15 protein-coding genes are annotated in these 18,341 nt (G+C 64.3%); 5 read left to right on the top strand and 10 right to left on the bottom strand.

Annotated features, from left to right (window positions below; translation table 11 throughout):
• Positions 1 to 9: 9 nt before the first annotated feature.
• The 4 genes from azu to EDF71_RS08745 all read right to left on the bottom strand — a co-directional run bounded on the left by azu (position 10) and on the right by EDF71_RS08745 (position 3,730).
• Complete coding sequence (gene azu / locus EDF71_RS08760) at positions 10 to 498, bottom strand: azurin (protein WP_133856204.1); 489 nt, start codon at positions 496 to 498, stop codon at positions 10 to 12.
• A gap of 63 nt (positions 499 to 561) precedes the next feature.
• Positions 562 to 1,359 carry an ABC transporter ATP-binding protein gene (locus tag EDF71_RS08755; RefSeq protein WP_133856203.1) on the bottom strand — a complete coding sequence of 266 codons (798 nt, stop codon included), beginning with the start codon at positions 1,357 to 1,359 and terminating at the stop codon, positions 562 to 564.
• Positions 1,356 to 2,474 (bottom strand): iron ABC transporter permease, encoded by a 1,119-nt coding sequence (locus EDF71_RS08750; RefSeq protein ID WP_166656490.1) that lies wholly within the window; start codon positions 2,472 to 2,474, stop codon positions 1,356 to 1,358. Before EDF71_RS08750 ends, EDF71_RS08755 begins: the two co-directional genes overlap by 4 nt.
• Complete coding sequence (locus tag EDF71_RS08745) at positions 2,471 to 3,730, bottom strand: ABC transporter substrate-binding protein (protein WP_243854234.1); 1,260 nt, start codon at positions 3,728 to 3,730, stop codon at positions 2,471 to 2,473. The genes EDF71_RS08750 and EDF71_RS08745 overlap by 4 nt, the downstream gene beginning before the upstream one ends.
• Before the next feature lie 106 nt (positions 3,731 to 3,836).
• On the opposite strand from EDF71_RS08745, the gene EDF71_RS08740 reads away from it, so the two are divergent.
• Positions 3,837 to 4,637, top strand: coding sequence for a response regulator (locus EDF71_RS08740; RefSeq protein ID WP_133856202.1), 801 nt, complete (start codon positions 3,837 to 3,839; stop codon positions 4,635 to 4,637).
• Entirely contained in the window at positions 4,634 to 6,118 is a 1,485-nt protein-coding gene (locus EDF71_RS08735) for an ATP-binding protein (protein WP_243854233.1), read from the top strand. The genes EDF71_RS08740 and EDF71_RS08735 overlap by 4 nt, the downstream gene beginning before the upstream one ends.
• A gap of 14 nt (positions 6,119 to 6,132) precedes the next feature.
• On the opposite strand, the gene mnmE is transcribed toward EDF71_RS08735, so the two are convergent.
• From mnmE to rpmH, 6 genes are all read right to left on the bottom strand, one after another.
• Complete coding sequence (gene mnmE / locus EDF71_RS08730) at positions 6,133 to 7,602, bottom strand: tRNA uridine-5-carboxymethylaminomethyl(34) synthesis GTPase MnmE (RefSeq protein ID WP_133856201.1); 1,470 nt, start codon at positions 7,600 to 7,602, stop codon at positions 6,133 to 6,135.
• A gap of 167 nt (positions 7,603 to 7,769) precedes the next feature.
• Entirely contained in the window at positions 7,770 to 9,353 is a 1,584-nt protein-coding gene (locus tag EDF71_RS08725) for an ABC transporter substrate-binding protein (RefSeq protein ID WP_133856200.1), read from the bottom strand.
• 132 nt (positions 9,354 to 9,485) lie between these two features.
• Positions 9,486 to 11,189 (bottom strand): membrane protein insertase YidC, encoded by a 1,704-nt coding sequence (gene yidC / locus EDF71_RS08720; protein WP_133856199.1) that lies wholly within the window; start codon positions 11,187 to 11,189, stop codon positions 9,486 to 9,488.
• Positions 11,186 to 11,470 (bottom strand): membrane protein insertion efficiency factor YidD, encoded by a 285-nt coding sequence (yidD, locus tag EDF71_RS08715; RefSeq protein WP_084635722.1) that lies wholly within the window; start codon positions 11,468 to 11,470, stop codon positions 11,186 to 11,188. The genes yidC and yidD overlap by 4 nt, the downstream gene beginning before the upstream one ends.
• On the bottom strand, positions 11,467 to 11,949 hold the full coding sequence (locus EDF71_RS08710; protein ID WP_133856198.1) for a ribonuclease P protein component: 483 nt from the start codon (positions 11,947 to 11,949) through the stop codon (positions 11,467 to 11,469). The genes yidD and EDF71_RS08710 overlap by 4 nt, the downstream gene beginning before the upstream one ends.
• 59 nt (positions 11,950 to 12,008) lie before the next feature.
• Positions 12,009 to 12,143, bottom strand: a complete 135-nt coding sequence (gene rpmH / locus EDF71_RS08705; RefSeq protein ID WP_084635723.1) for a 50S ribosomal protein L34 — start codon at positions 12,141 to 12,143, stop codon at positions 12,009 to 12,011.
• A gap of 455 nt (positions 12,144 to 12,598) precedes the next feature.
• Here rpmH and dnaA point away from each other — a divergent pair, with 455 nt between their 5' ends.
• The 3 genes from dnaA (at position 12,599) to gyrB (ending at position 18,081) form a co-directional block, all read left to right on the top strand.
• Positions 12,599 to 14,137 (top strand): chromosomal replication initiator protein DnaA, encoded by a 1,539-nt coding sequence (gene dnaA, locus EDF71_RS08700; protein ID WP_133856197.1) that lies wholly within the window; start codon positions 12,599 to 12,601, stop codon positions 14,135 to 14,137.
• 129 nt (positions 14,138 to 14,266) lie between these two features.
• The gene (dnaN, locus tag EDF71_RS08695; protein WP_133856196.1) at positions 14,267 to 15,385 is read left to right on the top strand and encodes a DNA polymerase III subunit beta; all 1,119 of its coding nucleotides are present in this window, start codon (positions 14,267 to 14,269) and stop codon (positions 15,383 to 15,385) included.
• Between the two features lie 119 nt (positions 15,386 to 15,504).
• Entirely contained in the window at positions 15,505 to 18,081 is a 2,577-nt protein-coding gene (gyrB, locus tag EDF71_RS08690; protein WP_133856195.1) for a DNA topoisomerase (ATP-hydrolyzing) subunit B, read from the top strand.
• The last annotated feature ends 260 nt before the right edge of the window (positions 18,082 to 18,341 follow it).

Below are 18,341 nucleotides of genomic sequence, written 5' to 3'. Positions count from 1 at the left end.
TTGCTGGGCTTAGTCAACAACCACCAGCTTGCCGCGCATAGGCTCGGCATGCGTGGGGAAGGAGCAGAAGTAGGTGTAGTCCTCGCCCTTGCTCAGGCGCTCGACCGGGAAGCTCACCGAGGCATGCTCGCCGCCCGACAGCATCTGGGTGGCAGCCAGCACGCGGGCATCGCCTCGGCTGAGCCAGGCGCGCTCGGGGCCGGAACGCTGGCCTTCGCGGATCACCGCCTCGGTGTCCTTGCTGCGCGTCAGCACCCAGTTGTGGCCCGCTTCCTGCCAAGGCTTTTTGCCGGTGTGCAGCAGGTGCACGGTGAACTGCGCGCAGCGCTTGCTCACGCGCAGCTCGGTCAGGTCAAATTTTTTGCCCGGCTGGCCTTGTACATGGGCTTCACAGACCGGTGCTGGCGCGGATGCGGGCGCAGCGGGCTGCGCGAAGGCGGCGCTGCTGGCGCCCAGGGTGGCGGCGCAAAGGGCGAGGTGGTGCAGAGAGATCTTCATGGTTGGTCGCTTGGGTCGTTAAGAAAGAGGGAATCGGCGCTGAGGCGGTGCATGGGCAGCCGTTCAGGCCAGCAGGCCATCCACCATCACCTGCGGAATGCCGCGCGAGCAGGGCTCGACACGGGCCTGCACGCCATAGACACGGGCCAGCAGTTCGGGGTTGATCGCATCGCTGGGCAGGCCATCGGCCTGCAGCTCGCCGTTCTGCAGCACCAGCACACGGTCGGCATGGCGCAGCGCCAGGCCCAGGTCATGCAGCACCACCAGGGTGACCATGCCGCTGCGCCGGGTCTGCTCACCCACCAGCGCCATCACATGGAACTGGTGGTTCAGGTCCAGCGCCGACAGCGGCTCATCGAGCATCAGCACCTGGGGCTGGCGGATCAGCGCCTGCGCCAGGCCGGCCAGCTGTGCCTGGCCGCCCGATAGCTCATCGAGGTGGCGCATCGCCAGGTGGTCAATGCCCAGTTGCTGCAGCAAAGCGGCGCACTGCATGACGGCATCCTGGGCCGGCTCCGCGCCTGCATGCAGGCTGTGGGGCGAGGCCTTGCGCGCCGCCATCAGCGATTCGATCACGCGCAGATGCACCGCCGCCGGCAAGGCCTGGGGCTGGTAGACCACGCGTCGGGCGCGCTCTGCCAGGCTGGCCTTGTCCAGCGACTGCCCTTGCAAGCGCACCTGGCCGCTGGCACGGGTCAGCCCCGCCAGCGCGCGCAAAAAGGTCGATTTGCCACTGCCATTGGGGCCCAGCACCACGGTGACGGTGCCCGGCTGCAGATCGGCCACCGACAACGAAGGAATGACCACGCGCCGGCCATAGGCCACATGCAGTCCGCTGATCTGCAAACCGCCGCCGCTCATGCCCGCCCCCGGGTGCGCAGCACAATGGCCAGAAAGAAGGGAATGCCCACCAGCGAGGTGACAATGCCCACCGGCACAATGACGCCCGGCACCAGCGCCTTGGACGCCACCGAGGCCAAGGACAGCACCAGCGCTCCAGTCAAGGCCGAGGCCGGCAGGTAAAAGCGGTGGTCATCGCCCACCAGCCGGCGCGCAATATGCGGTGCGACCAGGCCAATAAAACCGATGCTGCCGACAAAGGCCACCGACAGGGCCGCCAGCAGGCTGATGCGCAGCAGCGCGCCCAGGCGCAGGCGCCGCACATCCACACCAAAGCTGGCCGCGCGGTCCTCACCCAGGCGCAGCGCGGTCAGCCGCCAGGCATTGCGCATGGACAGCGGCAGCACCACCGCCAAGGCCAAGGCCAGCGCACCCAGCTTGGGCCAGGTCGCCCGCGAGAGGCTGCCCATGGTCCAGAACACCAAGCCCTGCAAGGCCTCGGCCGTCGCCACAAACTGCAGCAAGGACACCAGCGCATTGAAGCTGAACACCAGCGCAATGCCAAACAGCACCACGCCGGTGGCGCTCATGCCACCCCAGCGGGCCACCAGATCAAGCAGCAAGGCCGAGGCCATCGCAAACACAAAGGCATTGGCCGGCACCGCCCAGGAGGAGGGTATGCCCGGCAGGCTCCAGTCCAGCACAATCGCCAGCGCTGCGCCAAAGGCGGCGGCCGACGAGAGCCCCAAGGTAAATGGGCTGGCCAGCGGGTTGGCCAGCACGGTCTGCATCTCGGCGCCCGCCAGGCCCAGCGCCAGGCCGACGGCCACCGCCATCAAGGCATAGGGCAGGCGGATGTCCCAGACAATCACACGCAGCGCTGGCGGCGCGGCATCGGGCGTGTACAGGGTTTGCAGCAGCTGCGGCAGCGCCAGGCCCGATGGGCCGGTGGTGAAGTCAAACAGCAGGGCCGCGACAATCGCACCGGCCAGCAGCGCCAGCACCAGCAGGCGCCAGCCCGTCAGGCGCTGGTAGGCCTGGGCGCGCTGGCGGGCCTGGGCCCCATCCACCGCAGGGCTGGCCGCCCCTGCCAGGCCAGCCGCGCCTGCGGCCAGCGGCGGCACGGCAACCCTCATGGCTTGGCCTTCAAGGGGGCGATATCGCCCCAGTACGCGCCTTGCATCGGCAGCGCCGGCAAGAAGCGCTGGTTGATCTCGGCCATCGTCGCCTGCGGGTCCACATCGGCAAAGCGCTCGGGGTAGAACCACTTGGCCATGGCCTCGATCGCCAGGATATTGGTGGGCGCATCGTAGAAGTTGTGCCACAGGCCATGGGCGCGGCCCGAGCGCACGGCGCTCAGCGTCTCAAAACCCGGGCGCTGGGTCAGCTCACGCAGGCTGCTGCCCAGTTGCGCGGCGCTCACCCCTTCGCCCGCCCGCACCATGGGGCGGCTGCCCTGGGGCCGGCTGCCTGTGGCGATGTACACAGCCGGGTCCTGGGCGATCAGTGCTTCCTGGTTCAGGTCGCCAATCGCGCCGGGGATCTTGCCTGCCGCGATGTTGATGCCACCAGCGGCGTCAATGAACTCACCCACATTGCCTTTGCCGGCCGTGTGGCAGCAGCCATCCCAGACACCGGCCAGCAGCTCGGCAAACACCAGTGGGCGCTGCTGCGCAGGGATGTCCTTGACCCGCGACTGCACGCGCTGCAGATGCGTCTCGTAGAAATCGGCATAGGCATTGGCCTGCGCCTCGCGGTGCACCGCCTGGCCCAGGATGCGGATGCTCCTGGCGGTATTGCGCACCGGTTGGGCGCGGAAGTCGATGAACACCACGGGCACGCCGGACTTCTCCAGCGCCTGCACCAGGCTGCTTTGGCGGCCCGGGCCATGGCCGCCCAGGCCAAAGATGGCGATATCGGGCTGGGTGGACACCGATTTCTCGTAGCTGACGCTGTCTTCCGAGGTACGGCCAATCAGCGGAATCTGCGTGATCTGCGGAAAGCGCTGCTGGTAGGCCGCCCAGCCATTGGGATCGGCAAAGGCCAGCTCGCCTTGCCAGCCCACAATGCGCTTCAAGGGCTCAGCGCCCTCCATCAGCGCCAGCGCATACAGAAAGCGGCCCTCGCCCAGCAGAATATGCTCCACCTTGGCGGGGATCTGCACGGTGCGGCCGACGATATCCACCACGGTGCTGCCCTGCGCGGCTGGGGCCTCCGCTGCAGCTTGCGCCGGAGCAGCCATGGTCAGACCCGTGGCCAGGCCCAGCCCCAGCGCCACACCCAGCGCGCGCAAGCGCATGCCCGCTTGTGCGGCAGTACGAAAAAGGGCCGGCATGCGGACCAGGGATGTGCCTGCAGCTTGCAGTGCCGGGAAGAGCTTCAATGCGGTCATGGTCACAACAAACTAGAATGAAAATCGTTCTTATTGATCAGTGAGCCGCCACTCTAATCAGCGCCGCAGCGGCCCAGCCGCCACCGCCCGCCTGATTTGCAATGCCATGTTTTCCCCCCGCCCTCCAACACAATCCATTACTTATCCGGAGAAAACCGTGACCTCGCCGCCCCTCGCCAGCCTGCCCGGCAAGGCCCGCATCCTGGTGGTCGATGACGACCCCGAGATCCGCGAGCTGCTCTGCGACTACCTGCGCGCCCAGGGCATGCAGGCAGCTGCCGTGGCCGATGGCCAGGCCATGTGGGACTGGCTGGCCCGCCACAGCGCCGACCTGGTGGTGCTGGACCTGATGCTGCCCGGCGTCGATGGCCTGGCGCTGTGCCGCAGCCTGCGCGAGCGCACCCCCATCGCCGTGGTGATGCTGACGGCGCGCGGCGCGCTGATGGACCGCATCCTGGGGCTGGAGATGGGGGCCGACGACTACCTGCCCAAGCCCTTTGACCCGCGCGAGCTGCTGGCCCGCATCACTGGCGTCCTGCGGCGCACGCGCCAGGTGCCGGCATCGATGCACGAGCCCGAGCACCTGGCCACCCTGCGTTTTGCCGGTTGGACCTTGAACATGCAAAGCCGCAGCCTGCATGACCCCAAGGGCCTGCTGATCAGCCTGGCCCAGTCGGACTACCGCGTGCTCTGCGCGCTGGCGCAGAACCCGCAGCGCACCCTGAGCCGTGACTACCTGGCCGAATACACCTTTGGCCGCGAGCGCCAGGCGCTGGACCGCGCCGTTGATGTCTGCATCAGCCGCCTGCGCCAGCACCTGGAGCCCCAGCCACGCCAGGCCCAGCTGCTGCGCACCGTGCGCAATGCCGGCTATGTGCTCGCCTGCGAGGTCGAGACGCTGGCGTGAGCACCGCCCCCATCGTTCCCACCGCCCAGCGCGCAGGCCGCTGGCTCCCCCACTGGTTGTCGTGGTTAGCGCGGCTGTGGCCGCAAACCCTGTCCGGCCGCATCGCCGCCATCCTGGTCATCGGCATGCTGGCCGCCCAGGCGATGACCGGCACCATCTGGTGGGAAATGCGCCGCAGCCAACTGCTGGATGTGCCCTTGCGCCTGGTGGCGGCACGCAGCGCCGATACGCTGGCCTTGCTGCAAGCCAGCCCGCCCGAGCAGCGTGCCGCGCTGCTGGCGCAGTGGCAAGGCAGCCGCTACCAGTTGCATCTGGTCGATGCACCCGATGCCACGCAGACCTCGCCCTACCCCGAAGCCCAGGCCTTGATGGGCCAGGTGGTGCGCGAGCGCCTGGGCCAGGCCGTGCCGCTGCAATTGCAGCAGTTGGCGCTGCTGGGCGAGCGCAGTACCGACGGCCGCCGTAGCCCCGTGCTGTTGGCCGACAAACCCGAAACCCATGTGCGTCTGCTGCTGCAACTGCAGGACGGCCCCTGGCTGCAGATCGATGCGCAGGAAGGCGAAATCGGCCAGCCCGTGCGGCCCCTGCAGGCGCTGGCTGACTATGTACTGCGCGTCTACCTGCTGCGCAGCCTGGTGATTGTGGCCGTGGCCCTGGTGGCAGTGCGCCTGGCCATGCGTCCCCTGCAGCGCCTGGCCGCTGCCGCCGAAGCGCTGGGCCGCAACCTGCAAAGCCCGCCGATGGATGCGCGGGGCCCGCGCGAAGTGCAGCAGGCAGCCCAGGCCTTCAATGCGATGCAGCAAAAAATCAACGAAGGTCTCGCCGAGCGCACCCGCTTCCTGGCCGCCGTATCGCATGACCTGCGCTCCCCCATCACCCGGCTGCGCCTGCGCGCTGAAATGCTGGAGCCTGATGCGCTGCGCGCCAAGTTCCGCAAGGACCTGGAAGAAATGGAGCACATGGTCGCCTCCACCCTCGACATGCTCACCGGCGCCCACGCCAGCGGCCCGCGCCAGACCATGGACATCAATGCGCTGGTGCATGGCGTGGCACAAGACATGCACGAGTCCAGCGGCCTGCCGGTGCCCGTCAGCGGCCAGGCGCTGCAACCCTATACCGGCTACGCCCAAAGCCTGCGCCGGGGCCTGCAGAACCTGGTGGAAAACGCGCTGCGCTATGCCGGCGATGCGCAGTTGCATGTCGACGACGATGGCCAACAGCTGCGCATCCACGTGCGCGACCACGGCCCGGGCATCCCCGCCGCGCAGATGGCAAGGGTGCTGGAGCCCTTCTACCGCATGGAGCACTCCCGCAATGCCGATTCCGGCGGGGTGGGGCTGGGGCTGTCGATTGCGCAGACAGTGGCACAGGCCCATGGTGGGGAGCTGTTGTTGCGCGCGGCGGATGGGGGTGGGTTGGAGGCGGTGCTGGTGTTGCCTCGGGGGGATGCTGCAGAAAGCGCCGCTAGCGCACCGCACTAAGCGGGCGGACTGGCTTATTTGCCAATACAAAAGCTCGAAAAAATCACACCCAGCAAATCATCCGACGTGAATTCGCCGGTGATGGCATTCAGCGCATGCTGGGCCAGGCGCAGCTCTTCGGCCAGCAGGTCGAGTGCAGGGCTGTCCACATGCAGTTGGGCATGGGCGATGTCCAGGTGCTCTTCGACTTGTTGCAGCGCCTGCACATGGCGGGCGCGGGCGATGTAGGTGCCTTCGGCGGCGGGCTGCCAGCCGGCTATGGCCAGCAGTTGCTGGCGCAGGGTGTCCAGGCCATCGCCGGTTTTGGCCGACAGCACCAGCGGGGCCTGCTCGCCCGCCGGGGCAGCGGCAGCAGCGGTGTTGAACTGCGTAGCGGCCTCGGCACTTTGCCGGCGGGCCTCGTAGGGGGTCAGCGCATCGGCCTTGTTCCAGACCTGCAGCACCGGCACGGTGGCGGGCAGTTGCTGCTGCAGGTTGGCGGCGATCTGGCGGTCGGCCTCGGCATAGTCGGGCTCGGCCATGCGGGTCAGGTCGTGCAGAAACAGCACGGCATCGGCGGCGGCGATTTCTTCCCAGGCGCGGGCAATGCCGATGCGCTCGACCTCGTCGCTGCTCTCGCGCAGGCCGGCGGTGTCGATCACATGCAGGGGCACACCTTCGATCTGGATGGTCTGCGCAACCTTGTCGCGCGTGGTGCCAGCAATGGGGGTGACGATGGCCAGCTCGGCACCCGCCAGCGCGTTGAGCAGGGAGCTTTTGCCGGCATTGGGCTGGCCGGCGATCACGACCTTGATGCCCTCGCGCAGCAAGGCGCCCTGGCGGGTGCGCTGCATGACGGCCTGCACGGTGGCGCGCAGCTGGTCCAGCTGGCCATAGGCATCGGCCTTTTGCAGAAAGTCGATTTCCTCTTCGGGGAAATCCAGGGTCGCCTCAACCAGCATGCGCAGGTGCACCAGCGCGTCGCGCAGGCGGTGTACCTCTTGCGAGAACGCGCCGGTCAGCGAGCGGCTGGCGCTGCGTGCCGCCGCTTCGGTGCTGGCGTCGATCAGGTCGGCAATCGCCTCGGCCTGGGCCAGGTCGATCTTGTCGTTCAGAAAAGCGCGCTCGGTAAACTCCCCCGGCTCGGCCAGGCGCAGATTGGGCAGCAGCGGCTTGCCACTGTCTGCCTCTGCCTGCGCGGCCTCCAGGCAGCGGGCCAGCAGCAACTGCAGCACCACCGGGCCGCCGTGGGCCTGCAGCTCCAGCACGTCCTCCCCGGTGTAACTGTGCGGCGCTGGGAAGTACAAGGCCAGGCCTTGGTCGATGGCCTGGCCATCCGCCGCCTTGAAAGGCAGGTAGCTGGCCTCGCGCGGCTTCAGGGCCTTGCCGCAGAGGCGCTCGACCAGCGGCGCAATCGCCTTGCCCGACACCCGCACAATGCCCACCGCTCCGCGCCCGGGGGCAGTGGCAATGGCAACAATCGGATCGTGGTGGCGGGCAAGCATGGGCAGGTCTCTGGCTCTAGTGGGGGCAAGCCCCACATTATCGGGCGGCAGCGCCAGCCGCCTGCGCCGCAGGCTATTGGCCGGCCCGGTGTCCGCCCTGCACCCACCCCGCCGCCCATGAAAAAAGCCTGCTGGCGCAGGCTTTGGGGTGGTCGGATCAAGCAGGCTTACTTGATCGTGGTCCAGGCGGGGATGGGGCGTGCATCGGCGCGGTAGACGGTGTCGATGCCCTTGCGCATGGCCCAAGGGAAGATCTGGTGGTGCACCGGGATGGTGTAGAAGTTGTCCTTGGCCATCTTCAAAGCGTCGTTCATCAAGGCATCGCGCTTGGCCGTGTCGGTCTCGGTCTTCAACGCGTCGATCTTGGCGTCCAGCTCCTTGTCGGCAATGCGGCCGCCGTTGTAGACACCGCCGCCCGCTGCGCCCTTGCTGTGGATCAGTGCATCCAGCGAGTAGAGCGCATCAAAGGTGGCCACACCCCAGCCGAACAGGTAGGCGTTCGGGTCGGAGTTCATCACGCGGGTCACAAACTGGGCCATCGGCGTGGCTTGCAGGCTGGTCTTGATGCCAATGCGGGTCCACATGGCGGTGACGGCCTGGCAGATGGCCTCGTCGTTCACATAGCGGTCGTTCGGGCATTCGAGCTTCAGGTTGAAGCCATTGGGGTAGCCCGCTTCGGCCAGCAGTTTCTTGGCGCCTTCGACGTCGTACTTGGCGGCACGCTCTTCCAGTTCCTTGCTCCAGCCGTGCACCATTGGCGCCACCATGGTGCCCGCGGTGATCGACATGCCGCGCATGGTGCGCTTGTGCAGGCCTTCGGTGTCAATGGCCATGTACATGGCCTTGCGCACGCGCACATCCTTCATCGGGTTCTTGCCCGGGGTGCCAGCGCCTGGCAGCTCGTCGCGGAACACGTCTAGGCCCAGGTAGATGGTGCGGTTTTCGGTGCCTTCGAGCAGCTTCAGCTCGGCGGTCTTCTTGATGCGCTCCTGGTCTTGTGGTGGTGGGTCGACCATGAAGTCCACCTGGTTGGAGATCAGCGCAGCAGTGCGGGTGGCGGCCGACTTGATGGGGGTGAAGACGATTTCGTCCACATTGCCGGTGGGCTTGTCCCACCAGGCGGCGTTCTTCTTCAGGGTCAGCTTCACATCGGGCTGCCAGCTGACGGCCACGAAGGAGCCCGTGCCATTGGTGTTGCGGCTGGAGTAGCTTTCTTCCTTGCCGGCGTAATCCTGGGTCTTGACGGCGTTGTTCTTCTCGGCCCAGGCCTTGTTCATGATGCGTGCTTCGGTCAGCTCGCGCAGCAGAATGGGGTTGGGGCCTTTGAGGATCAGATCGACGGTGAAGTCATCGACCTTCTTGACTTCCTTGATGCTCTGGGTAGCGCTCATCATGTTCGATGGCGGGGTCATGATGCGGGTCAGCGAGAAGACCACGTCATCGGCGGTGAAGGGCGCGCCGTCGTGGAATTTAACGCCCTTGCGCAGCTCGAAGCGCCACTGGGTGGGGCTCACCTCGGTCCACTTGGTGGCCAGTGCCGGCTCCAGCTGGAAGTCCTTGCCATAGCGCACCAGGGGCTCATAGACCTGCTGCAGGAAAGCATGGGTGGTCTGGTGGTTCTGTGCGTGGGGGTCCAGGGTCAGGATGTCGTTGGCACCTGCCCAGCGCAAGGTGGCCGCCTGGGCTGCACCTGCACAGATCAACACTGCCAGCGCTAGCGCGCTAGGTCGAAAAACCGATACTTTCGCCATACCTCAACCCCTTGTTTGTTGAACACATTTTCAAACAAGTCATGCTAACGAAAAAACGGTCGCTGATGCGACCGTTTGGGAGAGGTATCCGGGAATGCCCGCCTAGGCAATCCCTGCATTGACAAATGCCGGCTACTTGAACTTTGGCAGATTGAACTGCGGTGGCACACCCATTCGGGTATTGATGATCCACTGCTGGGCAATCGACAGCAAGTTGTTGGTCAGCCAGTACAGCACCAGGCCGGCCGGGAAGAAGAAGAACATCACGCTGAACATCAGCGGCATGATCCACATCATCTTGGCTTGCATCGGATCGGGTGGTGCGGGGTTCAGCGCCGTCTGCAGCAGCGACGACAGGGTCATCAGCACAGGCAGGATGAAGAACGGATCGGGCACCGACAGGTCATGGATCCAGCCGATCCAAGGCGCGTTGCGGATTTCCACCGACGACAGCAGCACCCAGTACAGCGCGATGAACACGGGGATCTGGATCACGATCGGGAAGCAACCACCCATGGGGTTGACCTTCTCTTCGCGGTAGATGCGCATCATCTCCTGCTGCATCTGCTGGGGCTTGTCCTTGAGGCGTTCACGCATCTCCATGATGCGGGGGTTGATCGCCTTCATCTTGGCCATCGATGCGTAGGCCTTGGCATTGAGCCAGTAGAACGCAATCTTCAGCAGCATCACCAGCGCCACGATCGACCAGCCCCAGTTGCCGATGAAGCCGTGCAGCTTGTCGAGCAGCCAGTACAGCGGCTTGGCCAGAATCGTCACCCAGCCGTAGTCCTTGACCAGTTCCAGACCAGGAGCGATGGCTTCCAGGGTCTTTTCGATCTGCGGGCCCACGAACAGGCGCGCATCGATGGCCTTGCTCTGGCCGGGAGCAATCTCGCCCAGGTGGGTGATCTCGCCCACCGAGTACAGGTTGGTGCCGGCCTTGCGCACATAGATGTCGCGCTGCGTGCCTTGGGGCAGCAGCCAGGCGCTGGCAAAGTAGTGCTGGACCATGGCCACGTAGCCGTTGTCTGCAGCCTTGTCCACGCTGTCTGTCTTGCCGTTTTCGATGTCCTTGAAGTCGACCTTGTGGTACTTCTTGGCTTCGGTGTAGACAGCAGGACCGGTGAAGGTGGAGTAGAACGAGGATTCGCCGGCAGGCTTGTTGCCATCACGCGTCAGCTGCAGGTACAGCTGGGGGTTGACTGCGGCAGAGCCGGTGTTCACCACATCTTGCTTCAGGCCAATCGCGTAGTCGCCGCGCTTGAGGGTCCAGGTCTTGACCAGCTTGACGCCGCCCAGATCAGGCGACTCGAACACCACGTTCAGCTCGTTCTGGCCATCAGCCAGCTCGCGCGGACCGGGCTTGAGGGTCATCGCCGTCTTGTGGGTCGGGAAGTTGCCACCAATCAGACCGGTCTGGGCCACGTAAACGCGGTTGGCGCTCTCGTCGAGCAGCTTCACGGGCTTGGTCTTGTCGTCCTGGTCGGCGTACTTGAGCAGCTCGGCACCGATCAAGGATGCGCCTTCGCTGTCGAAGGTCAGGCGCAGCAGGTCGGAGGCCACGGTCAGCTTTTCGCGTGCAGCAGCGGGGGCTGCAGCATCGGCGCCGGCCGTGCCGGGCACGTTGCTGGCGTTTGCAGGCGCCGCAGGGCTGGCGGCGCTGGCAGCGGGCAGACCGTTGTCGGTGCTGACTGCATCTGCAGGCGCCTGGGCCGTCACCTCAGGTGTGGGGAAAAATGTGGGTTTGCGACCATTGTGGATTTGCCACTTGTCCCAGAGCAGGACCAGGGAGAAACCAAATATCACCCACAAGATGGTGCGGCGAATATCGTTCATGAAGACTTCTCAGAGGGGGAAGAGGATGAATCGGCGGGAGTCACCAGACGACTGAACCAGCGTGGATGCGCGGGGACCGGGTCATGGCCGCCCTCGCACCAGGGATGGCAGCGCACCAGGCGGCGCACTGTCAAATAGCTGCCCATGGCAGCACCGTGCTGTTCCAGCGCCTGCAATGAATAGGCAGAGCACGTGGGCTCGAACCGGCAGGCAGAACCTAGCCAAGGGCTCAGCAGCAGCCTGTAGCCGCGTACCAAACCCATGAGCAAGCGTTGCATCATACGCTAAGCGCCTTGGCGCCTTCGTTGCGCTCGGCTTTGGCCGGCTGGCTGTTCTTGTGCGCCCGGGCAAACAGCTGCATCAGCTCGGCCCGCACCGCTTGCTTGAGCACGTCGGAGCTGGGGCTGATGAACTGCTTGCGGTCAAAGGTGCTGCGCAGGCGCACCACGTGGGCGGCCACCGGCAGCTGCGCCTCATGCAGCGCAGCAACAGCATAGATCTGCCGCTTGATGGCGTTGCGCGTGACCGCGCGGCGTGCCCAGCGCTTGGGCACCATGGCACCCAACCAGGTCGCCTCAAACGCAAAAAGAGCCGGTGGCACAACCTTGGCAGGTTGGTCACCAGGCCCTGATGGGGCAGCATCGCTGCCCGAGGCGTCGGCAGGCAAAACCAGCCTGTGCAGCGCAAAGTGCGCCGTACGGGCGATGGTGCCACCTGCCATGGCGGCTTGGAATTGAGGGCGAGTCTTAAGGCGATGCATAAGTGTCACCCACTGGTGCACTACCTGGCACCCAGGGGGTGCCCGTCACCCTGTCAGCCTTACAGGCCCAGACGCTTGCGGCCCTTGGCGCGGCGTGCGTTGATAACAGCGCGGCCACCCTTGGTCTTCATGCGGACGAGGAAACCGTGGGTACGGGCGCGGCGAACTTTGGAAGGTTGGTAAGTACGTTTCATGATGCAATTCCTAGAGAGGCTTGGTTCCGGTTTGTTGGCTGCTTGCGTCCATAAATGAACACAAAGGCAACCAAGCTCAAGCCCTGCTCAAGCGCAACACCGGTGAAATAGTGCGGACCACCCCCATGGCAACGGAACAAACTTAACAAGCTTGGTTGCCAGCGCGGACGGACACGCGCGTAAAAATTCGCCCTGACATGCAGGGAAACCGCAAATTATCGCAGTGTTTACTGTCCTTGGCAATTACTTGGCTTTGTCCTCGGTTTTTTCTGTAATATGCGCAGACTTTTGCCAAGTCGGCCGCCAGCCCATCAAGGAAACCCGAGCATGGGGTTTGTGCAGACAAGTCCGTTGTGTGGATAACTTTTGCACAAGCTACAATAGGCGGCCGATCAACCTTCCCCCTTATCCACAATAACAACAGCGTGGGGGACGAATCTTTCCGTGGGATAACAATGGATGAAGCCAGCCTGGGCCAAGGTTTGTGGCGTGCAGTTGTAGAGCAACTCGCCCAAGAAATGCCCGAGCAACAGTTCAACACCTGGATCAAGCCGCTGACCGCTGTCGTGTCGGACGACTTGTCCAAGGTCACGCTCTATGTGGCCAACCGTTTCAAGCTTGACTGGATTCGCGCCCAATACACCGGCCGCCTGGCCGCCATGCTGGAAGAAACCTACGGACAACCCGTGGCCATCGAGTTGGCGATTGCCCAGCGCGATGCTGCTGTGCGCACCGTCGTTCGCCCGCCTGTGCGCAGCGGTGGCGCGCTGGCCGCGTCCGCGCAAGGCAGCGGCACCTCGTCGGGCATGGGCCTGGGGCCTTCGTACGGGCCTGCCAGCCGCAACCCCGGCCAGGCTGCCGCCAACGCGGCCGAGCAGTACCGCAACAGCATCCAGATCAGCGACGCCAGCCCCGCGCCGCAGGGCCAGCCCAGCAGCGCCGAGGGCGATACCGGCAATGCCAGTGGCAACTTCCGCAACCGCCTGAACCCGGTGCTCACGTTCGACACGCTGGTCGAAGGTACCGCCAACCGCATGGCACGCTCGGCGGCCATGCACGTGGCAGCCTCGCCCGGCCATCTGTACAACCCCTTGTTCATCTACGGCGGCGTCGGTCTGGGTAAGACCCACTTGGTGCATGCGGTGGGCAACAAGCTGCTGGCCGACAACCCGGACGCCAAAGTTCTCTACATCCATGCCGAGCAGTTCGTCTCGGATGTGGTCAAGTCCTACCAGCGCCGCACCTTTGACGAGTTCAAGGAGCGCTACCACTCGCTCGATCTGCTGCTGATCGACGATGTGCAGTTTTTTGCCAACAAGGACCGCACGCAGGAAGAGTTCTTCAACGCTTTTGAAGCGCTGCTGGCCAAGAAGAGCCACATCGTGATGACGTCCGACACCTATCCCAAGGGTCTGGCCAACATCCACGAGCGCCTGGTCTCGCGCTTTGACTCCGGCCTGACGGTGGCCATCGAGCCGCCCGAGCTGGAAATGCGCGTCGCGATTCTGATCAACAAGTCGAGGGTTGAAGGCACGGAGATGCCCGAGGAAGTGGCCTTCTTCGTCGCCAAGAACGTGCGCTCCAATGTGCGCGAGCTCGAAGGCGCGCTGCGCAAGATCCTCGCTTACTCGCGCTTCAACCAGAAGGAAATCTCCATCCAGCTGGCCCGTGAGGCGCTGCGCGATCTGCTGTCGATCCAGAACCGCCAGATCAGCGTGGAGAACATCCAGAAGACCGTCGCGGACTACTACAAGATCAAGGTCGCCGACATGTACAGCAAGAAGCGCCCGGCCAGCATTGCCCGCCCGCGCCAGATTGCCATGTATCTGGCCAAGGAGCTGACCCAGAAAAGCCTGCCGGAGATTGGCGAGCTGTTTGGCGGTCGCGACCACACCACCGTGCTGCACGCCGTGCGCAAGATCGGTGGCGAACGCCAGCAATTGACCGAGCTGAACCAGCAATTGCACGTGCTGGAGCAGACCCTCAAGGGCTAGCCGATGGAATTTTTTGATTTCGCCAATTGCCTGCGCGCCGCAGGCACAATGGCAAATGGGACAGGTGCAGAGGGGGCTCCGTGCACAACTGCCGTCCACAACAACACCGCAATTTGACAAGAGGTTGAAATGATTGTTCTGAAGGCCACACAAGACAAAGTCATCGCAGTACTGCAGTCGGTCGCCGGTATTGTCGAGCGGCGCCACACTTTGCCGATTCTGGCCAATGTGCTGATCCGCAAGACCGGCAATGCCCTGCAGCTGACCACCAGCGATCTGGAAATCCAGATCCGCACCACGGCCGAGCTGGGCGGTGACATGGGTGACTTCACCACCACCGTGGGCGCCCGCAAACTGATCGACATTCTGAAGACCATGCCCAGCGACCAGACCGTGAGCCTGGAGACGCAGCAGTCCAAGATGATCCTCAAGGGTGGCAAGAGCCGCTTCACCTTGCAGACCCTGCCTGCGGAAGACTTCCCGCTGGTGCAAGAGGCGCCCTCCTTTGGCCCCGTGTTCAGCGTGCCGCAAAAGGTGCTCAAGGACCTGATGAGCCAGGTCTCGTTCGCGATGGCCGTGCAGGACATCCGTTACTACCTGAACGGCATCCTGTTCGTGGCCGAGGGCAACACCCTGAGCCTGGTGGCCACCGACGGCCACCGCCTAGCCTTTGCCAGCGCCACGCTGGATGTGGAAGTGCCCAAGCAGGAAGTGATTCTGCCGCGCAAGACCGTGCTGGAACTCCAGCGCCTCCTGTCGGACGCCAGCGGCGACAACCAACCCGTCATCGAGATGCAGTTCGCCAGCAACCAGGCGCGCTTCACCTTTGCCGGCATGGAATTCGTCACCAAGCTGGTCGAGGGCAAGTTCCCCGACTACAACCGCGTCATCCCGCGCAACCACCCCAACAGCATTACCCTGGGCCGCGCGCCACTGCTGGCCAGCATGCAGCGCACGGCCATCATGACCAGCGACAAGTTCAAGGGCGTGCGCCTGACCATCGAGCCCGGCACCCTGCGCATTGCGGCCAACAACGCCGAGCAGGAAGAGGCTGTGGACGAGCTGGACATCGACTACGGCGGCCCGGCTGTCGAAGTCGGCTTCAACGTCACCTACCTGATCGATGTGCTCTCCAACATGGGCCAGGACATGGTGCGCATCGACTTTGCCGACAACAACAACTCGGCGCTGATCACCAACCCGGAAAACGACACCTTCAAGTACGTGGTCATGCCGATGCGCATGTAAGCGACGGACACGACCCATGCGCCGGCTGGCAGATGCAGGCCGGCGCAGGACCGAGATTTATTTGATTCAAAGACATGGCAGGGCGCCGCGCCCTGCCAGTGCAGTACCAAGGCAGCTTCATGACCGCAGAAAACCAGCCGGAACAATCCCCCAGCACGCCAGGCCCCGATGCCGGCGGCTATGGCGAAGGCGCCATCCAGATCCTGGAAGGGCTGGAGGCTGTGCGCAAACGCCCGGGCATGTACATCGGCGATACCTCGGACGGCACCGGCCTGCACCACCTCGTGTTCGAAGTGGTAGACAACTCCATCGATGAGGCCCTGGCCGGCTATTGCGACGACATCCTGGTGACCATCCATGCCGACGGCTCGCTGTCGGTGGTGGACAACGGCCGCGGCATTCCCACCGGCGTGAAGATGGACGACAAGCACGAGCCCAAGCGCTCGGCCGCTGAAATCGCACTGACCGAGCTGCACGCTGGCGGCAAGTTCAACCAGAACAGCTACAAGGTCTCGGGCGGTTTGCACGGCGTGGGCGTGTCCTGCGTGAACGCGCTGTCCATCAAGCTCAAGCTCATCGTGCGCCGCGAAGGCCAGGTGCACCAGATCGACTTCTCGCGCGGCTTTGTGCAAAACCGCCTGATCGAGGTCATCGGCGGCGTCGAAGTCTCTCCCATGCGCATCGTTGGCGCGACCGAAAAGCGCGGCACCGAAGTGCACTTCCTGCCCGACCAGGAAATCTTCAAGGAAAACTACGAGTTCCGCTACGAAGTGCTGGCCAAGCGCCTGCGCGAGCTGTCCTTCCTGAACAATGGCGTGCGCATCCGCCTCAAGGACGAGCGCGATGGCAAGGAAGACGACTTCTCCGGCGCCGGCGGCGTGCAGGGCTTTGTCGAGTTCATCAACGGCACCAAGAAGGTGCTGCACCCCTCCGTGTTCCACGCCGAAGGCAGCCGCCCGGCCGAAACTTATGGCGGCATCCCCGGCACCGAGATCGGTGTTGAAGTGGCCATGCAGTGGAACGACGGCTACAACGAGCAGGTGCTGTGCTTCACCAACAACATCCCCCAGCGCGATGGCGGTACCCATTTGACTGGCCTGCGCGCGGCGATGACCCGCGTCATCGGCAAGTACATCGCCGACCATGACCTGGCCAAGAAGGCCAAGGTTGAAGTGACCGGCGACGACATGCGCGAAGGCCTGTGCGCGGTGCTCAGCGTCAAGGTGCCTGAGCCCAAGTTCAGCAGCCAGACCAAGGACAAGCTGGTCTCCAGCGAAGTGCGCGCACCCGTCGAAGACATCGTCGGCAAGCTGCTGACCGAGTACCTGGAAGAAAAGCCCAACGACGCCAAGATCATCTGCAACAAGATCGTCGAAGCCGCCCGCGCCCGTGAAGCCGCCCGCAAGGCCCGCGAAATGACGCGCCGCAAAGGCGTGCTCGACGGCATGGGCTTGCCCGGCAAGCTGGCCGACTGCCAGGAAAAAGACCCGGCGCTGTCTGAAATCTACATCGTCGAGGGTGACTCCGCAGGTGGCTCGGCCAAGCAAGGCCGCGATCGCAAGTTCCAGGCCATCCTGCCGCTGCGCGGCAAGATCCTGAACGTGGAAAAAGCCCGCTACGAAAAGCTGCTCTCCAGCAGCGAAATCGTCACCCTGATCACCGCGCTGGGCACCGGCATCGGCAAGGTGAGCGAAGACTCGGGCAAGAGCAGCAACGACGACTACAGCCTCGCCAAGCTGCGCTACCACCGCATCATCATCATGACCGATGCGGACGTCGACGGCGCCCACATCCGCACCCTGCTGCTGACCTTCTTCTACCGCCAGATGCCTGACCTGGTCGAAGCCGGCCACATCTACATTGCGCAGCCACCGCTGTACAAGGTCAAGAACGGCAAGGAAGAGCTGTACCTGAAGGACGGCCCTGCGCTGAACCAGTTCCTGCTGCGCGTGGCGCTGCAAGGCGCCAGCGTCAGCACTGGCGGCGCCAACCCCCGCAACATCGATGGTGAAGAGCTCAGCCGCCTGGCGGCCATGCACCTGGCGGCCGAAACCGTCATTGATCGCCTCTCGTCCTACCTGGACGCCGAAGCACTGCGCGCCATCGCCGACGGCGTGCAGATCCGCCTCGACACGCTGGACGACGCCATGGTTTGCGCCCCCGTGCTAGAGGCCAAGCTGCGCGAGCTGACCACCACCGGCGTGCCCGCCGAGGTGACTGGTGAGCTCGATCCGCACACCGAAAAGCCGATCCTGCGCATCAGCCGCCACCACCACGGCAACATCAAGAGCTCCATCCTGACCCAAGAGTTTGTCGAAGGCCAGGACTACGCAGCACTGGCCGCCGAAGCCCAGAACTTCCACGGCCTGCTCGCCGAAGGCGCCAAGGTCACCCGTGGCGAAGGCGAAAAAGCCAAGGTCGAGAAAGTGGGCGATTTCCGCGAAGCCATGAAATGGCTCATCAGCGAAGCCGAACGCACCACCGCGCGCCAGCGCTACAAAGGCCTGGGCGAGATGAACCCCGGCCAGCTCTGGGAAACCACGATGGACCCCGAAGTCCGCAGCCTGCTGCAGGTCAAGGTCGGCGACGCCATCGAAGCCGACCGCGTCTTCACGATGCTGATGGGCGACGAGGTGGAACCACGCCGTGACTTTATCGAGACCAATGCGTTGCGGGCGGGGAATATTGATGTGTGATGGGCAGTCGGCCCGTAAGGCGTCGTATTGTTTGCGACTCGCGACACCCATTTGCGACTGGATGCCACAAGCCAAACGACTCACCTATCTTTAGGCGTTAAATGAAGGCTCCTGGCATAGCCAGCAAAAAGAGCCCGGATTCTTCCGGGCTCTTTTTTTATACCTTGACCCGTCCGTATTAGCGTTGACACCTTGGACTTACCCAAAGGGATAAGCAAGATGGAGTCTAGGACTAAGCGGACACAGAGCGATTACACGCT

Origin of the sequence: Comamonas sp. JUb58 (assembly GCF_004364775.1) — a bacterium.
Classification (GTDB): Bacteria; Pseudomonadota; Gammaproteobacteria; order Burkholderiales; family Burkholderiaceae_C; genus Comamonas.
Note: the sequence above shows the minus strand (reverse complement) of the source record. Positions and strands in the feature narration are given on the sequence as shown.